This window comes from Ruegeria aquimaris, assembly GCF_025751555.1.
Lineage (GTDB): Bacteria > Pseudomonadota > Alphaproteobacteria > Rhodobacterales > Rhodobacteraceae > Ruegeria_B > Ruegeria_B aquimaris.
In genome coordinates this window covers 45133-61905 of the sequence record NZ_JAOWLB010000005.1, presented here as the reverse complement: position 1 = coordinate 61905, position 16773 = coordinate 45133, and the positions used below count along the sequence as shown (strand labels likewise).

The 16773-nt window shown below is 63.7% G+C and carries 15 protein-coding genes and 1 tRNA gene; 8 read left to right on the top strand and 8 right to left on the bottom strand.

Annotated elements, in window-relative coordinates:
- Nucleotides 1-7: 7 nt before the first annotated feature.
- On the bottom strand, nt 8-889 hold the full coding sequence (locus OE747_RS09195; protein WP_263828312.1) for a hypothetical protein: 882 nt from the start codon (nt 887-889) through the stop codon (nt 8-10).
- Between the two features lie 432 nt (nt 890-1321).
- On the opposite strand from OE747_RS09195, the gene OE747_RS09190 reads away from it, so the two are divergent.
- Nucleotides 1322-1397: transfer RNA gene (locus OE747_RS09190), tRNA-Thr, on the top strand.
- A gap of 104 nt (nt 1398-1501) precedes the next feature.
- Here OE747_RS09190 and OE747_RS09185 read toward each other — a convergent pair.
- From OE747_RS09185 to OE747_RS09155, 7 genes are all read right to left on the bottom strand, one after another.
- A complete protein-coding gene (locus tag OE747_RS09185) occupies nt 1502-2932 on the bottom strand; it encodes an amidase family protein (RefSeq protein WP_263828311.1) in 1431 nt (476 codons plus the stop codon).
- An 83-nt stretch (nt 2933-3015) separates the two neighbouring features.
- Nucleotides 3016-3585 (bottom strand): SCO family protein, encoded by a 570-nt coding sequence (locus OE747_RS09180; RefSeq protein WP_263828310.1) that lies wholly within the window; start codon nt 3583-3585, stop codon nt 3016-3018.
- Nucleotides 3585-4145 carry a hypothetical protein gene (locus tag OE747_RS09175; protein WP_263828309.1) on the bottom strand — a complete coding sequence of 187 codons (561 nt, stop codon included), beginning with the start codon at nt 4143-4145 and terminating at the stop codon, nt 3585-3587. The genes OE747_RS09180 and OE747_RS09175 overlap by 1 nt, the downstream gene beginning before the upstream one ends.
- Complete coding sequence (locus OE747_RS09170; protein WP_263828308.1) at nt 4142-4597, bottom strand: hypothetical protein; 456 nt, start codon at nt 4595-4597, stop codon at nt 4142-4144. The genes OE747_RS09175 and OE747_RS09170 overlap by 4 nt, the downstream gene beginning before the upstream one ends.
- A gap of 169 nt (nt 4598-4766) precedes the next feature.
- Nucleotides 4767-6656 carry a propionate-CoA ligase PrpE gene (gene prpE, locus OE747_RS09165; protein WP_263828307.1) on the bottom strand — a complete coding sequence of 630 codons (1890 nt, stop codon included), beginning with the start codon at nt 6654-6656 and terminating at the stop codon, nt 4767-4769.
- 224 nt (nt 6657-6880) lie between these two features.
- Nucleotides 6881-7270 carry a GFA family protein gene (locus OE747_RS09160; protein WP_263828306.1) on the bottom strand — a complete coding sequence of 130 codons (390 nt, stop codon included), beginning with the start codon at nt 7268-7270 and terminating at the stop codon, nt 6881-6883.
- A 38-nt stretch (nt 7271-7308) separates the two neighbouring features.
- Complete coding sequence (locus tag OE747_RS09155; RefSeq protein WP_263828305.1) at nt 7309-9582, bottom strand: NADP-dependent malic enzyme; 2274 nt, start codon at nt 9580-9582, stop codon at nt 7309-7311.
- A 147-nt stretch (nt 9583-9729) separates the two neighbouring features.
- Between OE747_RS09155 and OE747_RS09150 the strand changes: the two genes are divergently transcribed.
- The 7 genes from OE747_RS09150 (at nt 9730) to OE747_RS09120 (ending at nt 16742) form a co-directional block, all read left to right on the top strand.
- Nucleotides 9730-10815 (top strand): cupin domain-containing protein, encoded by a 1086-nt coding sequence (locus OE747_RS09150; protein ID WP_263828304.1) that lies wholly within the window; start codon nt 9730-9732, stop codon nt 10813-10815.
- 140 nt (nt 10816-10955) lie between these two features.
- Entirely contained in the window at nt 10956-11348 is a 393-nt protein-coding gene (locus OE747_RS09145; protein ID WP_404818307.1) for a cytidine deaminase, read from the top strand.
- 3 nt (nt 11349-11351) lie between these two features.
- Entirely contained in the window at nt 11352-12662 is a 1311-nt protein-coding gene (locus OE747_RS09140; RefSeq protein WP_263828302.1) for a thymidine phosphorylase, read from the top strand.
- On the top strand, nt 12659-13870 hold the full coding sequence (locus OE747_RS09135; protein WP_263828301.1) for a phosphopentomutase: 1212 nt from the start codon (nt 12659-12661) through the stop codon (nt 13868-13870). The genes OE747_RS09140 and OE747_RS09135 overlap by 4 nt, the downstream gene beginning before the upstream one ends.
- The gene (locus tag OE747_RS09130; RefSeq protein ID WP_263828300.1) at nt 13867-14868 is read left to right on the top strand and encodes an adenosine deaminase; all 1002 of its coding nucleotides are present in this window, start codon (nt 13867-13869) and stop codon (nt 14866-14868) included. The genes OE747_RS09135 and OE747_RS09130 overlap by 4 nt, the downstream gene beginning before the upstream one ends.
- Complete coding sequence (upp, locus tag OE747_RS09125; RefSeq protein ID WP_263828299.1) at nt 14865-15497, top strand: uracil phosphoribosyltransferase; 633 nt, start codon at nt 14865-14867, stop codon at nt 15495-15497. The genes OE747_RS09130 and upp overlap by 4 nt, the downstream gene beginning before the upstream one ends.
- Before the next feature lie 78 nt (nt 15498-15575).
- Nucleotides 15576-16742 carry an SPOR domain-containing protein gene (locus tag OE747_RS09120; protein ID WP_263828298.1) on the top strand — a complete coding sequence of 389 codons (1167 nt, stop codon included), beginning with the start codon at nt 15576-15578 and terminating at the stop codon, nt 16740-16742.
- The last annotated feature ends 31 nt before the right edge of the window (nt 16743-16773 follow it).

Below are 16773 nucleotides of genomic sequence, written 5' to 3'. Positions count from 1 at the left end.
GCGGTAGTCAGGGCGCGATGAACTGTACACCCGGGATACGTTGCAGCGCAAAGACGTCTTCGTCGTACAGTTCGGTCAGCCTGTCCACCAGTTCGTGCGTCCACCCGGGCAGATCAAGCTCTTCCTCGACCGCGTCTTCCAGCGCGTATTTGTCGAGGAAGGCTGCAATTACCCGACGTTTCTGCATCTCGGTCAACTCGGGGTGCTCGGCCAAGTAGGCGCGAAAGCGCAGCATGCCTTCCTTGGACATGATTTCGGACAAGAGAGAGAAGCCTCCCACAATCTTGGTGCCGTGCTCCAATCCGGCCAGGTCGCGAATGATTTGCGACCAGATCAGGGGCGTGTCCTCGTTACACCATATGGTCAGCTGGATCTGAGGCGCTGCGTCGCGAATCGCCTGCACCATCTGGGTCCAGTGCAACACTTCCAGGTCGAGCTCGTCCATCGCCTCGGCGACGCCTTTTTCCGGCAGGGCCGTCAGGACATTGGGAATGAAGCTTGCCGGATTGCGGATCGCCATGAACACTTCGACCTGATCATAGCTGAAGATGCTCTGTAGATAGGCAAGTCTTTGCGGCGCGCGTGGATAGAACATGCCCTTGCCGATTGCCGACCAGCGGGTGCCGTACATGTTGCTGTCGGACAAGACCACCCTGTCTGCGACCTCGCCGTCGAGTATCGTGTCGAGCAGAATATCACGCGCATCCGGGTCCGGATCGGTCTCGGCTTCGTCCAAAGCCGAAAGGACCTTCTTGAACAGACCGCGATACTGCGCGGGGCCGGGAACCGCGATCCCGTTTTTCGAGAACGGTTCCTTGTTAACGAGCAGACATTTGATCAGCCGTTCGTCGTCCGTTCCATGTGCGCCGGTGTGGAAAACCACTTGCATGGGGGCCGGGCTTCCTTTGAAAACAATCAGATACGTCTTGAGTATCCGCTTGCTCGGCACCAGTCAAACCGAAGAATTACATCCGTTGTCAACTGTGGCGGGATATGCGGCACGGCGGTGGTAGCGCGTTGCCCGATTCCAAGCGGGATTGTGTCCTGACCTCTCGCTCGGCAGGTGTTGCAACGCACCAGGCCTTGGTGGTCACGCTCTTGGGGCAGGTGGTCCGGGCGAGGCCAGCGTCACAGGCTATCATGCGGCAGTCGCAAATCCAGCAGGCGGGGCGTTCTTCGCAAAACCGGGTTTTGGAGGATTGCGCTTTGCGAAGCGATCGTTTAAACGGCGGCACATGTGGAACGGGATTGCTGCGTCGGCTATCGTCAGGCAAGACCGCTTTCGTGAAGACCAAGAAAGCAGGAATGCTTTCAATGGCTTGCCCCTATAGCTCAGCTGGTAGAGCAACTGATTTGTAATCAGTAGGTCCGCGGTTCGAGTCCGTGTGGGGGCACCATAAAATCAATACATCCTGAGTTTTCCGTATCAGGGCTATGTTATGATTGCCCCGTCACTGACCTTGACCGAGGCCGTTGACGGGGCGGTGTATGGCGTTTGGCCCTAACCGATGCGCGGCCAGAGATGTGTGCACATGCGTCCTATGCGTGTCTCGATCGCTGCGGCGGCGTCCACCGCCATATCTTCGCGCCAGCGGCGGGCGGTGATTTGCACGCTGATCGGTTGCGGTCCCTTTCCCAGATTGGCCAGCCGTGTCGGCACGCAGGCGGCGGGCAGGCCCATGAAATTCATTGCATAGGACCAGACCGCGGCCCCCAGTACTTCGTGCACGCCCTCGGCGCCCTCAGTGTCACGGTCGGGACCAAAGAAGGGTTGCGGCAGGAACGGACCCAGCACCAGGGGATATTGCTCCAGGAACAGCGACCATTCGCGGGCGTAATGGCTGCGCTTGGCCATCACCTGCAACAGTTCGGTGCCGTGAAAGGGCGGGAACTCCTGAAAATAGACCTCGAAGATATCGCGCACGGTTTGCGAGCCATAGGCGTCCACATCCGCCTTCATCAGCGCCCAGACCTCGCCCATCAGGGCGCGATAGCCGGCGCGCCCGGCCTCGAACGCGTCGGGGGTCTCGACCTCTTCGACCAGATAACCGGCATCGCGCAGCGCGTCGCGGGCGGTGTCCAGCGCCGCTTCGACCTCGGGGTGCAGGTCATAACCATATGTCGCCTTGGTAAAGGCCACGCGGATCGGCCCATCGAGCGGGGCACCCAGCCAGGGCAGGGGTACGTGGAACGGGTCGCGGGGATCGGGGGCGATCAGGCTCGGCATGGCCAGATGCAGGTCGGCGGCCGACCGGGTGATCAGCCCCTGCACCGACATGGATTGCGCCAGCATGCCACGCTCGGCCTTTTGGCTGGGGTTCCAGGCGGGCACTCGGCCCAGGCCGGGTTTCACCGTCACGGCGCCATTCGCCGCGGCGGGAAACCGCAGCGAGCCACCGATGTCGTTGCCATGCGCCAGCGCGCCGATGCCGGCCATCACGGCGGCGCCTGCGCCACCCGATGAGCCACCGGGCGAGATATGCCGTCCCCAGGGGTTAAAGGTGCGCCCGTGCAGCGGATTGTCTGTATCGGCACGGAACGAGAATTCGGGCGTATTGGTGCGCCCGATCACCACCGCGCCCGCTTCTTGCAGGTTGCGAACAACTGGCGCATCATCGGGCGCAATCATGTCTTTCAGCGCGGTCACGCCGTTGGTGGTGGCATATCCGGTCTGGTCCACGTTGACCTTGATGGTGACCGGCACGCCGAACAGGGGTCCGGGCGCCGCACCCTCGGCACGAGCCTTGTCCAGCGCGCGGGCGCGGTCCATCGCCTGTTCGGCGCAGTTTTGCACCACCGCATTCAGGACGGGATTCACGGCCTCCATCCGCTCGATCGCTGCGCCGACCGTCTCTTCGGCGCTTAATTCTCCGGTGCGTGTCCGCGCGACGATTTCATGCGCATCCAACTGCCAAAGCTTTGCCTGCGTCATTCTCCGACCTCCCTTGCCGTCATCGAAAGGTTAGGCGGGGCGGCGTGGGTTGACCATGGGTTAGGAAAATCGGTGACGCAAGGTCACCTGGCGTCTTCCGGCAGATACTTCCGTGCCAGTTCGACCACTCTGTCCGAGGTCAGGATCGGGGGAAACAGGGTCAACACTTCGCCCTTGGCGCTCAGCAGGTAGACAAAGCTGCCATGTGTGTAGACCGGCCCGTATTCGGGATCGACATAGGCCAGTTCCTTTTCTATCGAAAACGCATCATAGGCCGTCTGCAAATCTGCCTCGGAGCCGGTCAACCCGATAAAATCCGCATGATATCTGGCCAGCGGTTCATCCATGCTGCCGGGTCGATCGCGGTCCGGGTCGACGGTGATCATCACAGGGGTGACGGTGCGCCCCTCGGCCTTCAGCCGATCGACCGCATCGGCCATCATCGGCATGGCGGCCGAACAGATGCCGGGGCAGTTGGCATACCCAAAGAACAGCAACTGTCCATGTCCGTCCGGGTCGATCTGGCTGCGGCGTTGGCCGTGCTGATCGGTCAGCTCGAAGGCGCCACCGACAGCAAAGGGAAGCGGGCTATTGCCCGCGCCCGATGTTGTGGCCGCCAGCAGGGCGGTCACAAGAGTCAGCCGGGCCAGCATCAGAACCAGTCCTCGATAAACGCCTTGTCGGTTTCCAGACCCAGCCCGAGGTAACCGTCCTTGGCAATCTCGGCATTCACACGCGGATCGCGACGGAACCAGGGGCCTTCGCCGGCCGCGTCGGGGTTCTCGGCATCCCAGACCTTGGTGAAGCGGTTGGCTTTTTCCCATTCGCCCCCAAGCAGCCGGATCTTCTGCACCTGATAGATATGTTTGGCACCCAGATCGGGGTCGTCGATCAAGAGTCCGTCCACCTCAACCATCTGGCCGCAATAGGGGGCCAGATCGGAGGCGGCCCCGGAAAACACCGGCTGTCCGTTCTTGACTGGAAGGACCATGACATTGTCGGCGCTGCGCAACAGGCCGAGCTGACGCTTGCCCGCACCGCAATCGGCGGGGCAGTCGCCGGTCAGGTCGCAGAGCAGATCGACCACCTTGGCCTCAAAGAAGGCCGGTTTCTCGGCGTAGAGGTTCCAGGCATTTGCGGTCGAACCGGCCGAGAAATCCTGGGCCATTGCGGGGCTGGCCAAAAGCGCCAGCGCGAGGGAAAACCGTTTCATTCCTTGGGCTCCGGGATGGCGAAGCCGGGCACGGGGCCATAGTCTTCGTGGTTGAGATTGGCGATGCCCAGATCGCTGATCACCTGATCGACGATCAGATAGTTGATGCCGTCGCGCTCGTAATGCATCCCGTCCGCCTCGACCGTGTGAGTGGCCAGGCGGAGCGCGGTATCGCCACCGGCCAGCTGGTCGTCCTGTTCGATCTTGAGCACCATATAGATGGTGCCATCCTCGGCCTGCAACCCGACCGGGATGCCGCCCGCCGAGCACCACAGGGCGCAGGTGTGATGAGCCGAGCCGACCACTGCCTCGGGGCCGCCCATGACCCCGGAATAGTAACACCAGGTATCGATCAATTCGCCAGTGACCTGGATGCGGTGCCCTTCGCTTGCCAAGGCAGGCAAGACGGGTAGGGCGGCGGAACAGGCCAGTGCGGTCAGGAATGCACGCATGGGTAACCTCGTCAGTTGCAGCGATTGCGGTCAGGGTAGAAGCCCACCCAGAGTCTGGCAATCGCCGGGGCGATGACGGGCGATCACAACCTGTTGGGTGGGTGCGATGCGGGCAACAAAAAGGCGCCACCCGCGGGGGCGGCGCCTGTTCTTGCTGTCGCGCTAGGGGCTACTTGGCGTAGCCCAGCGTTTGCAGCGCGACCTTGATCTCGTCCAGGATGGCCGGGTCGTCGATGGTGGCGGGCATCTTGTAGTCCTTGCCATCGGCGATCGAGACCATGGTGCCGCGCAGGATCTTGCCCGAGCGGGTCTTGGGCAGGCGGTCGACCACCACGGCCAGCTTGAAGGCCGCGACGGGGCCGATCTTGTCGCGCACCAGCTTGACCACCTCTTTCACCACATCCGCATGGTCACGGTTGCAACCGTTGTTAAGGCAGAGGAAGCCGAGCGGCATCTGACCCTTGAGATCGTCGCTGACGCCGATCACCGCGCATTCGGCCACATCCTCGTGGCTGGCCAGAACCTCTTCCATGCCGCCGGTGGACAGGCGGTGGCCTGCGACGTTGATCACGTCATCGGTGCGCGCCATGATATAGAGGTATCCGTCCTCGTCGATCATGCCGGCATCGCCGGTTTCGTAATAGCCGGGGAAATGCTCCAGATAGGATTTCCTGAACCGCGCCTCGGCATTCCACAGGCCGGGCAGGGTGCCCGGTGGCAGCGGCAGTTTCACCGCGATGGCGCCCAGTTCGCCGGGTTTCATCTGGTGGCCGCCTTCGTCCAGGATCTGCACGTCATAGCCCGGCATCGCCTTGGCGGGCGAGCCCAGCTTGATCGGCAACTCCTCGATCCCCAGCGGGTTCCCGGCAATGGCCCAGCCGGTTTCGGTCTGCCACCAATGGTCGATCACCGGCACGCCCAGCGCCTTTTGCGCCCAGACGATGGTGTCCGGATCGGCCCGTTCGCCTGCCAGATACAGCGCCTTGAGGCAGCTCAGGTCGTATTTCGCCAGCATCTCGCCCTTGGGATCCTCGCGTTTCACGGCGCGGATCGCGGTGGGGGCGGTGAAGAAGCTTTTGACCTTGTGCTCGGAAATCACCCGCCAGAAGGTGCCCGCATCGGGGGTGCCCACGGGCTTGCCCTCGAACACGATGGTGGTGTTGCCGTGGATCAGCGGGCCATAGCAGATATAGCTGTGGCCGACGACCCAGCCCACATCGGATGCCGCCCAGAACACATCGCCCGGATCGACGTTATAGATGTTCTTCATCGTCCAGTTCAGCGCCACCAGATGGCCCGCGGTCGGACGCAGCACACCCTTGGGCGCGCCGGTGGTGCCGGAGGTATAAAGGATATAGGCCGGATGGTTGCCCTCGACCGGCACGCATTCGGCCGGTTCGACACCATATTGGAACCCGTGCCAGTTGTAGTCGCGCCCCTCGACCAGTTGCGCCACTTCCTGCTCGCGCTGGAAGATTACACAGAATTCGGGCTTGTGTTTCGCCATTTCGATGGCGCCATCGAGGAGGGGCTTGTAATGCACGACTCGGCCCGGCTCCAACCCGCAGGACGCGGCGATGATCGCCTTGGGCTGGGCGTCGTCGATGCGTACGGCCAGTTCGTTGGCGGCAAAGCCGCCGAACACCACCGAATGCACGGCGCCCAGACGGGCGCAGGCCAGCATCGCCTCCAGCGCCTCGGGGATCATCGGCATATAGATGATGACGCGGTCGCCCTTTTCCACACCCTTGGCGCGCAGCGCACCGGCCAGCATGGCCACGCGGTTGCGCAGTTCGACATAGGAAATCTGCCGCTTGGTATGGGTGATCGGGCTGTCATAGATGATCGCGGTCTGCTCGCCCCGGCCCGCCTCGACATGGCGGTCGACCGCGTTCCAGCAGGTGTTGACCTTGGCATCGGTAAACCATTCGTAAAGTGGCGCGTTGCTGTCATCCAGCGCGCGGCTGGGCGCCTCGACCCAGTCGATGCTCTTGGCGGCTTCCATCCAGAAGGCTTCGGGATCGCTCTTCCAGCTCTCGTATACGTCCTGATATGCCATGGCGTCCTCCTCACGTTCGGCTGGATGGTGTGTTAGGCATAGCGGCGTCACCGGGCAAGCCAGACAAAGGACGTCGCGTCACATTATCGCAATAAATTTGCAGACATTCCCAAAGCACCCTTGCAAATTTTTGCAAAGCCGCCTTTTTGGCGGCGTTTTGACGGAAAATACGGCCATTTTGCAAAATTGCAAATTTCTGATCTGCAAAGATTGCGGAATCGGTTTCAGCCTGCGGTGCGGTCGAACCGGGGCAGGTCGTCCTGCAATTCCAGCCAGGGAAGTCGCGCGGAGTGAAACACGTGAAACCGGGGCGGCAGCGACGACGGATCCTCCAGGGTCGCCGTGTAGAGATGAATGTTCACCGGATCATCGGCGTTGCGATAAGCCATCTGGGTACCGCAGGTGCCGCAGAACAACCGCTCGACCCGGTCGGACGAGCGGTAGATGCGCGGGGCGTCGCCGCCCCACTGAACGCTGTCATGGGGCAGGCCGAAGAACGCGGTGACCGGGGCGGCGCAATTGCGGCGGCAGTCGGCACAGTGGCAATAGCAGCTCCATGCGACTTTGCCTTCGCTCTGCCAGTGAACCGCGCCGCAATGGCAATGTCCCTTCATCCCGGTCTCTCCCTGTTAGCGGCAAGGCGCCTTCGGGATCAACCGTAGTGGGCCACCGGGGTTCCGGCAATGGCGGCCATGTTCAACAATCCGCGCGCGGTGATCGAGGGCGTCACGATATGCGCCCGGTTGCCCATGCCCATCAGGATCGGCCCCACCTCGATACCGCCCGCCTTCATCTTGAGCACGTTGCGCACACCGCTTGCGGCATCCGCATGGGCAAAGATTAGCACATTCGCCGCCCCGGACAGCCGCGAGTTCGGAAAGATGCGCTGGCGCAGTTCGGGGTCCAGCGCGCTGTCCAGGTTCATTTCGCCCTCATAGGTGAAGTTTCGCGGTCGGCTATCCAGAATCTCGATCGCCTGGCGCAGCCGCAGGCCCGAGCCCTCGGCCTGGTTGCCAAACTGGGATTGCGAGCAAAAGGCGATCTGCGGTTCGATGCCAAAACGGCGCACATGACGCGCGGCACCCAGGGTGATCTCTGCCAGTTCCTCGGGGCTGGGACGGCTGCGCACATGGGTGTCGGCGATAAATAGCGGTCCGTCTTCCAGGATCATCAGTGACAGCGCGCCATGCGGACGCAGATCCTTGCCGCCCAGCACCTGTTCGACATAGTTCAGATGCCAACGGTATTCGCCGAAAGTGCCGCAGATCAGGCTGTCGGCCTCGCCCCGATGCACCATGATGGCACCGATCGCGGTGGTGTTGGTGCGCATGATCGCTTTTGCGATGTCCGGGGTCACCCCGCGCCGCTCCATCAACCGGTGGTATGAGGTCCAGTAGTCGTAATAGCGCGGGTCGTTTTCCGGGTTCACAATCTGGAAATCCTGACCCGGGCGCACCGACAGACCCATCTTTTCGCAGCGCGCCTCGATCACGTCGGGGCGGCCAATCAGGATCGGCGTCTCGGTGGTTTCTTCCAGAATGGCCTGTGCTGCGCGCAGCACCCGCTCGTCCTCGCCCTCGGCAAAGACCAGCCGCCGCGCCGCCTTGGCCGCCGCCTCGAAGACGGGGCGCATCAGAAGGGCGGATTTGAACACGCTCTGGTTCAGCTTCTGCCGATAGGCCTCCAGATCCGTGATCGGGCGGCGGGCGACGCCGCTCTCCATCGCGGCGCGCGCCACGGCAGAGGAGACGACACCGACAAGGCGCGGGTCAAAGGGTTTGGGGATCAGGTAATCGGCCCCGAATGTCAGCTGCTCGCCCTGATAGGCCGCCGCCGCCTCGGCACTTGTGGTGATGCGGGCCAGTTCGGCGATCCCCTCGACACAGGCGATCTGCATGGCGTCGTTGATCTCGGTCGCACCCACATCCAGCGCCCCGCGAAAGATGAAGGGAAAGCACAGAACGTTGTTGACCTGGTTCGGGAAATCGCTGCGCCCGGTCGCGATGATCGCGTCCGGAGCCACCGCACGGGCCGCGTCGGGCAGGATTTCGGGCGTGGGGTTGGCCAGTGCAAAGATGATCGGCCGTTTCGCCATGCGTGCCACCATCTCGGGCGTCAGCACATTGGGACCGCTCAGGCCCAGAAACAGATCTGCCCCCTCGATCACATCGTCCAGCGTCCGCAGATCGGTGGCCTGGGCAAAGGCCGCCTTTTGCGGATTCATATCCTCGGCGCGCCCCTCGTAGACCAGCCCGTGAATATCGCAGAGCCAGATATTCTCCCGCTTCACCCCAAGTTTCAGCAACATGTTCAGGCAGGCGATACCCGCGGCGCCACCACCGGTCGAGACGATCTTGATGTCGGCAAACGACTTACCCGCCACATGCAGCGCGTTGCGCGCGGCAGCCCCCACCACGATTGCGGTGCCATGCTGGTCGTCATGAAAGACCGGAATGTTCATCCGCTCGCGGCACAGTTTCTCGACGATGAAACAGTCGGGCGCCTTGATGTCTTCCAGGTTGATGGCGCCAAATGTCGGCTCCAACGCGCAGACGATATCGGCCAGCTTTTCCGGATCGCTCTCGTTCACCTCGATATCGAAACAGTCGATGCCCGCGAACTTCTTGAACAGGACCGCCTTGCCCTCCATCACTGGTTTCGATGCCAGCGCGCCGATATTGCCCAGCCCCAGAACCGCGGTGCCGTTCGACACCACCGCCACCAGGTTGCCGCGCGCGGTATAGGTCTCGGCGGTGCTTGCATCCGCCTTGATCTCCAAACAGGCCTCGGCCACGCCCGGCGAGTAGGCGCGCGCCAGATCGCGGCCATTGGCCATCGGCTTGGTGGCGCGGATTTCCAGTTTCCCGGGCTTGGGATAGGCGTGGTAGTCAAGCGCCGCCTGGCGCAGGCTGGGCTGGTCGGACATCTCGTCAAATTCCTCCTCGGGAAACTAGTTTAGCATTAAACTATATCTTTACGCAGGGGAACAGGGCATTTCAGGTTACAAGGTCGCAGGCGGCTTCTTGCAAATCGGCCCCCTCGCGGCCACTGTCCCGGGCAAGAGGAGACAGCCATGACCGACACGATCGCCGAAATGCGCCTGCCCACGGATGAGCTGCGCGACGATATCCCCTTTTATACCAAGGTTCTGGGCATGCGGATGGACATGATCTATCCGGCGGACGACCCACGTACCGCGGTGTTCTCGGGCCATGGCCTGCGTCTGCGCATCGAAAAAGGTGCGCCCGAGTCGCCCGGCACCCTGCGCATCCTCACCGAGGATCCGGACGGTTTCGCCAATGGCCAGCGCAGCCTGACCGCGCCCAACGGCACACGGATCGAGATCGAGGAGCGCCACCCGCCCCTGGTGATGCCGCAGACCGAACACAGCTTTGTGGTCCGCCGACTCAAGGATCAGGCGCCCTGGATCATCGGCCGAGCCGGCATGCATTACCGCGATCTGGTGCCTTCGCGGCTGGGTGGCTCGATCATCGCCAGCCATATTCGCATCCCTGATGGCGGGCCGGTGCCGGACATGGTGCATTTCCACCGGGTCGGCTTTCAGCTGATCTTCTGCATTCACGGCTGGGTCGATGTGGTCTACGAGGATCAGGGCGACAAGATGCGCCTGACTGCCGGGGATTGCTTCATCCAGCCGCCCGAAATCCGCCACCGGGTGCTGGAGGCCAGCGACAACGTACAGGTGATCGAGATCGGCGTGCCCGCCGAACATGTCACCGAGATCGACCACGAGATGACCCTGCCCACCCCGCACCTGCGCCCCGAGCGTGAATGGCAAGGCCAGCGCTTTGTCTATAACCGGGCCGAAGGGGCCGAATGGTCTCCCTTCCGCCTGCCGGGCTTTATCTGCCGGGATACCACCATCGCCGCGAATACCAAGGGCGTGGCCGGGGTGCAGGTGGTGCGCCGGGGGGAGGGCGTGCCGCAATGGGCCGCCCATGACACCGATATCCTCTTCACCTTCGTGATGAACGGCACGGTCACGCTGATGGGCGAGGGGCGCGATCCCTTCCCGCTGGAACAGGGCGATGCCTTCGTGATCCCGCCGGGCATGCGCACCCGCCTGTCCGACCCTTCCGACGATATCGAACTGCTTGAGGTCACCTTGCCCGGAACCTTCACCACCACACTGGGCTAAAACCCTTCATTTCGCCAAAAATACTCCGGGGGAGTCCGCAGGACGGGGGCAGCGCCCCCTTGCCCGGCGGTTCCTCTCGCGCGCGGGTACGGGATAGGCTATGCATTTCCGACCAGATGATCAAAAACCGGGGAATCGCCATGAGCCTCAAATCCGCCGCCCTTTCCGTTCGTGAAAACGCCCATGCGCCCTATTCCCGGTTCAAGGTGGGCGCGGCGATCCGGGCCGCCTCGGGCGCGGTCTATGTCGGTTGCAACGTCGAGAACATCGCCTATCCCGAAGGCACCTGCGCCGAAGCGGGCGCCATCGCTGCAATGGTCGCCGCGGGCGAAAGCCGCCTGACCGAGGTCTATGTGGTCGCCGATAGCCCGGCGCCGGTGCCCCCCTGCGGTGGCTGCCGCCAGAAGCTGGCCGAATTCGGCGACCCAAATGTTGTCGTGACCATGGCCAATCTCGACGGGGTCGAAACCGCGATGACCATCGGTCAACTCCTGCCCGGCGCCTTCGGCGCGGCCCATATGGACAAAAGCTGAGTCATGGACGCTCGCGCCATCATTGCCCGGCTCAGACGGCACGAGGTGCCCAGCGCGGCTGAACTGACATGGTTTGCCCAGGGCCTCGCCGATGGCACTGTCAGCGATGCCCAGGCGGGCGCCTTTGCCATGGGCGTCTGCATGGGGCGGCTTGGCCCCAAGGGGCGCGCGGCATTGACGCTGGCCATGCGCGATACCGGCGATGTGCTTCACTGGGATTTCGACGGGCCAGTGATCGACAAGCATTCCACCGGCGGGGTGGGCGATTGCATCAGCCTAGTGCTGGCGCCCGCGCTGGCCGAATGCGGCGCCTATGTGCCGATGATCTCGGGCCGGGGGCTGGGCCATACCGGCGGCACGCTCGACAAGATGGAGGCGATCCCCGGCGTCACCACCCAGCTTGGGCCCGACCGACTGGCGCAGGTGGTGCGCGACACCGGGGCCGCAATTGTCGGCGCCACCGCCCGCATCGCGCCCGCCGACAAGCGGCTTTATGCCATCCGCGATGTGACGGCCACGGTCGAAAGCCTCGATCTGATCACCGCCTCGATCCTGTCCAAGAAACTTGCCGCCAGCCCCGACGCGCTGGTGCTGGACGTGAAACTGGGCAGCGGCGCCTTCATGAAATCAGCGGACGAGGCCCGCGCCCTGGCCCGTGCCCTGACCGAGACCGCCAATGCCGCGGGATGCCGGACCTCGGCCCTGATTACTGATATGAACCAGCCGCTGGCGCCCAGCCTCGGCAACGCGCTCGAGGTGGGCGAGGTGATGCGGGTGCTGACCGGCGGTCATGCCGATGACCCGCTGGCACAGCTTTCGGCCGAACTGGGTGGCGTGCTGCTGGCCGATACCGGGCTGGCACCGGATGCGGTCAGCGGGGCCGCGCGCATTGCTGCCATCATCTCAGACGGTCGCGCGGCCGAACGCTTTGGTCGCATGATCGCGGCTGTCGGCGGGCCGGTGCAATTTGTCGAGAACTGGCAGCGGTTCCTGCCCGAGGCAACCGTCATCCGCGAGGTTCCCGCCCGCGATTCAGGCTATGTCACCGCCATCGACGGCGAGGCGCTGGGCCTTGCCGTTGTGGCGCTGGGCGGCGGGCGGCAGGTCGAAAGCGATACCGTCGATCCTTCGGTCGGCCTGTCTCGCGTGATTCGTCTGGGCGCATCGGTCCGCGCCGGAACCTCTCTCGCCACCATCCACGCTGCGAGGCAAGAGGCGGCAGAGGCCGCCGAGGCCACCCTGCGCGCGGCGATCACCATCGGGCCCGAGCCGGTGGCCGCGCCACCGTTGATCCATGAAAGGATTACGCCATGACCCGCGCCTTTCTGGTGGTGATGGATTCGGTCGGCATCGGTGGCGCGCCGGATGCCAGTACCTTCTTTAACGGCGACCGCCCCGATACTGGCGCCAACACACTGGCCCATATCGCCCAAGCCTGCGCGCGTGGCGCGGCGGAAGAGGGGCGCAGCGGCCCGCTGCATCTGCCCCATCTCGACCGGCTGGGCCTTGGCGCTGCCACCCGACTGGCCTCGGGCGCGGCCACGCCGGGGCTGACGGCGGACCCTTCTGGCCTCTGGGGCTGCGCGCGCGAACACAGCCGGGGCAAGGACACGCCCTCGGGTCATTGGGAGTTGGCGGGCCTGCCGGTGCCGTGGGAATGGCACTATTTCCCCGACACCACCCCCGCCTTCCCGAGTGATCTGGTACAGGCAGTGGCCCAAGCTGCTGGCAGCGACGGCATCCTTGGTAACTGCCATGCTTCGGGCACGGTGATCATCGACCGCCACGGGGACGCGCATATGCGGACGGGCAGACCCATCTGCTACACCTCCGCTGACAGCGTGTTCCAGATCGCCGCGCATGAGGAAACCTTTGGCCTCGACCGCCTGCTGGCGCTGTGCAAGGCCGTCGCGCCGCGCCTGCATGCGATGAAGGTGGGGCGGGTGATCGCGCGGCCCTTTGTCGGCACGCGTGAGACCGGCTTCACCCGCACCACCAACCGCAAGGATTTTGCCATCACTCCGCCTGCGCCGGTGCTGACCAACTGGGCGCAGGATGCGGGCCGCCGGGTGCACGGCGTTGGCAAGATCGGCGATATCTTCTCGATGCAAGGAATCGACGATGTGGTCAAAGGGTCGGATGCCGAGCTGATGACCCATCTCGCCCGGCTGGTCGCCACCGCCGAAGAAGGCAGCCTGACCTTCGCCAATTTTGTCGAATTCGACAGCCTCTATGGCCATCGTCGCGACATCAGCGGATATGCACGGACGCTGGAGTGGTTTGACCGTGAGATCGGGCAAATTCTGCAAAGCCTGCGACCCGGCGACCTGATGGTTCTGACCGCCGATCATGGCAACGATCCCAGTTGGAGCGGTACCGACCACACCCGCGAACAGGCGCCGGTTCTGGTCGCCGGGCGTGGCGCCGGGCAGATCGGACAGGTGAATTTCGCCGATGTCGCCGCCTCGATCGCGGCGCATCTGGGGATTCCCGCGCAGGGACCGGGGAGGAGTTTTCTGTGAGCGAAGAACATCCCCCGGTCGCCGACCTGCCCAAGGTCGAACTGCACCTGCATCACGAAGGCGCGGCACCGCCCGCCCTGATCCGGCAGTTGGCGCATGAGAAAAAGATCGACCTGCGCGGCATCTTCAAGCCGGGCGGGTCCTATGATTTTCGCGATTTCGCCCATTTCCTCAGCATCTACGAAGCCGCCTCCTCGGTGCTGACCGGACCCGAGGAATTCCGTCGCCTGACCTGGGCGATCCTGGAACAAAGCGCCGAGAACGGCGTGGTCTACTCTGAGACCTTCCTCAGCCCCGATTTCTGTGGCGGCGGCGATGTCGCTGCCTGGCGCGACTACCTGGCCGCTATCCGGGATGCATCGGACGCGGCCGAGGCGAAACTGGGTATTACCCTGCGTGGGGTCGTTACCTGTGTGCGCCATTTCGGCCCCGATCGGGCCAAGCGCGCCGCCCGCTGCGCGGCTGAGACCGCTGGCGACTGGATCGTCGGGTTTGGCATGGGCGGCAACGAGGGTGTGGGCAAACAGGGCGATTATTCCTGGTCCTTTGACTGCGCGCGCGAGGCGGGGCTGAGGCTCACAACCCACGCGGGCGAATTCGGTGGGCCGGACAGCGTGCGCGACGCGGTGCGCGTGCTGGGGGTCGAGCGCATCGGCCATGGCGTGCGCGCCATCGAGGACGCCGACCTAGTGCACGAACTGGCCGACCGGGGCGTCACGCTCGAGGTCTGCCCCGGCTCGAACGTGGTTCTGGGCCTTTACCCCTCGTTTGCGGCCCATCCCATCGCGCGGCTGCGCGATGCGGGCGTCCGCGTCACCATATCCACCGACGATCCGCCGTTTTTCCATACCACGATGCGGCGCGAATATGAGATGCTGGCCCGGGCCTTTGGCTGGGGGGCAGAGGATTTCGCCGACCTGAACGCCACCGCGCTTGGCGCGGCATTCTGCGATGAAGACACCCGAAGCCGGGTTGCTAAGAGACTGGAGACATCATGAGCCAACATCTGACCGTCGTCGACCACCCGCTGGTGCAGCACAAACTGACGCTCATGCGGGACAAGGGTACCTCGACCGCCTCTTTCCGCCAGCTTCTGCGCGAGATCACCCAGCTCTTGGCTTATGAGGTCACGCGCGAGATGCCGCTGACCACGCGCACCATCGAAACCCCGCTGGAAGAGATGGACGCCCCGATCCTGGCGGGCAAGAAGCTGGCGCTGGTGTCGATCCTGCGGGCGGGCAACGGCATGCTGGATGGGGTGCTGGAATTGATCCCATCGGCGCGGGTCGGCTTTGTCGGCCTCTATCGCGACGAGAAGACGCTGCAACCGGTGCAATACTATTTCAAGGTGCCCGAAGGTTTGCAGGACCGGCTGGTGATCGCGGTCGACCCGATGCTGGCCACCGGCAACAGCTCGGCCGCCGCCATCGACCTGCTTAAAAAAGCGGGCGCCACCGATATCCGCTTCCTGTGCCTGCTGGCCGCGCCCGAAGGCGTGGCGCGGATGAAAGAGGCGCACCCGGATGTGCCGATCGTCACCGCCTCGCTCGACCGGGCGCTGAATTCCAAGGGCTATATCATGCCTGGGCTGGGCGATGCCGGAGACCGCATGTTCGGCACGAAATAGGGCGAAACTGCGGCAAGTGCTGCTTTACTATCAATAGGTTTTGCGGCATCCTGCCTTCCATATCTTGTGGGGGCAGGCATGAGAATTACCAGAGTTATTGCGATTTCGGTCATAGGGTTGAGCATCGGATTCAGCTCTCTGAATGCTCAGACCCTGCGCCCTGCCACGTCGCCCGCCGAGTATCCGCCCGCGTCCTACAAGGGAAAACAATATGTTGACAGCCGTGGCTGTATCTTTATCCGGGCGGGTATTGACGGAAACGTGACCTGGGTGCCCCGCGTGTCGCGTGAACGCAAACAGATCTGCGGCTTTCAGCCGACCGCAGTGGCGGGCAGCACCAGCAGCGCCCCGCAGCAGCAGAACGGACCCGAGCTCATCACTTTGGACCAACCGGCAAACGCGCCTGTACCGAAACCAAAAGCAACAACGACGCAACCTCAGGTCCGGACCGTCACGGCTCCGGCTCCTCGGTCGGCGCCACCCAAGTTCAAGCCGGTTCCGGTCGCACCGATTGCGGTGCCAACGACGCGCACCACCACGGCCCGTCCGGTTCCGGTCGCACCGGTTGCAACCTCGGCGCCAAGCCAGGTCACGCCCCGTGCTGTTACTCCCAGTGCGCCGCCGACCTCTGCCGGCGGCTGCCCGAATGCTTCGACGCTAAGCCAGCGCTACATCAATCAGACCGGTGTCCGCTGCGGCCCGCAGCCCGAGTCGCCGATCACATATGGTCCCTTGCGCAAAAACTCGTCTCTGGACACCGGAAAGCCCGGTTCGGGCAAGACAGGCGTGCCGGTTTCGTTGGAAACCCGGATCGTGCCGAAACATGTCTATGACAAGCGCCAGAACACCACCAACGTTGTCGTTCCGGCCGGGTATCGCAGCGTGTGGACCGATGACCGCCTGAACCCGCATCGTGCCGAGCGCACCCTGCGGCCCGCCATCATCCAGAGCACCTATGTCACGCCGCAGGGGTTCCGCCCCGTCGATCGCAAGGATGGCCGGTTGAACCCGATGCGCGGTGTCCGCACCGCTGAAGGCGATGCGCAGATGAACACGCTCTGGTCGAACGAACTGCCGCGTACTTTGCTGCCGGTGGAAACCGCGCCGCAGACCATCACCGTGACCCATAGCGAACGGTCTTATCGGAACGTTGCCAAACCACCGGCCCATATCCGGCTATCGACCCGCAATGCGCCGGGCGCCGTCTATCAGCCGACGCAGACGCCGAAACGTCCCAGCCGCTGAAATCAAGCAGGGCGGGGGCCGCCTTTGGAGG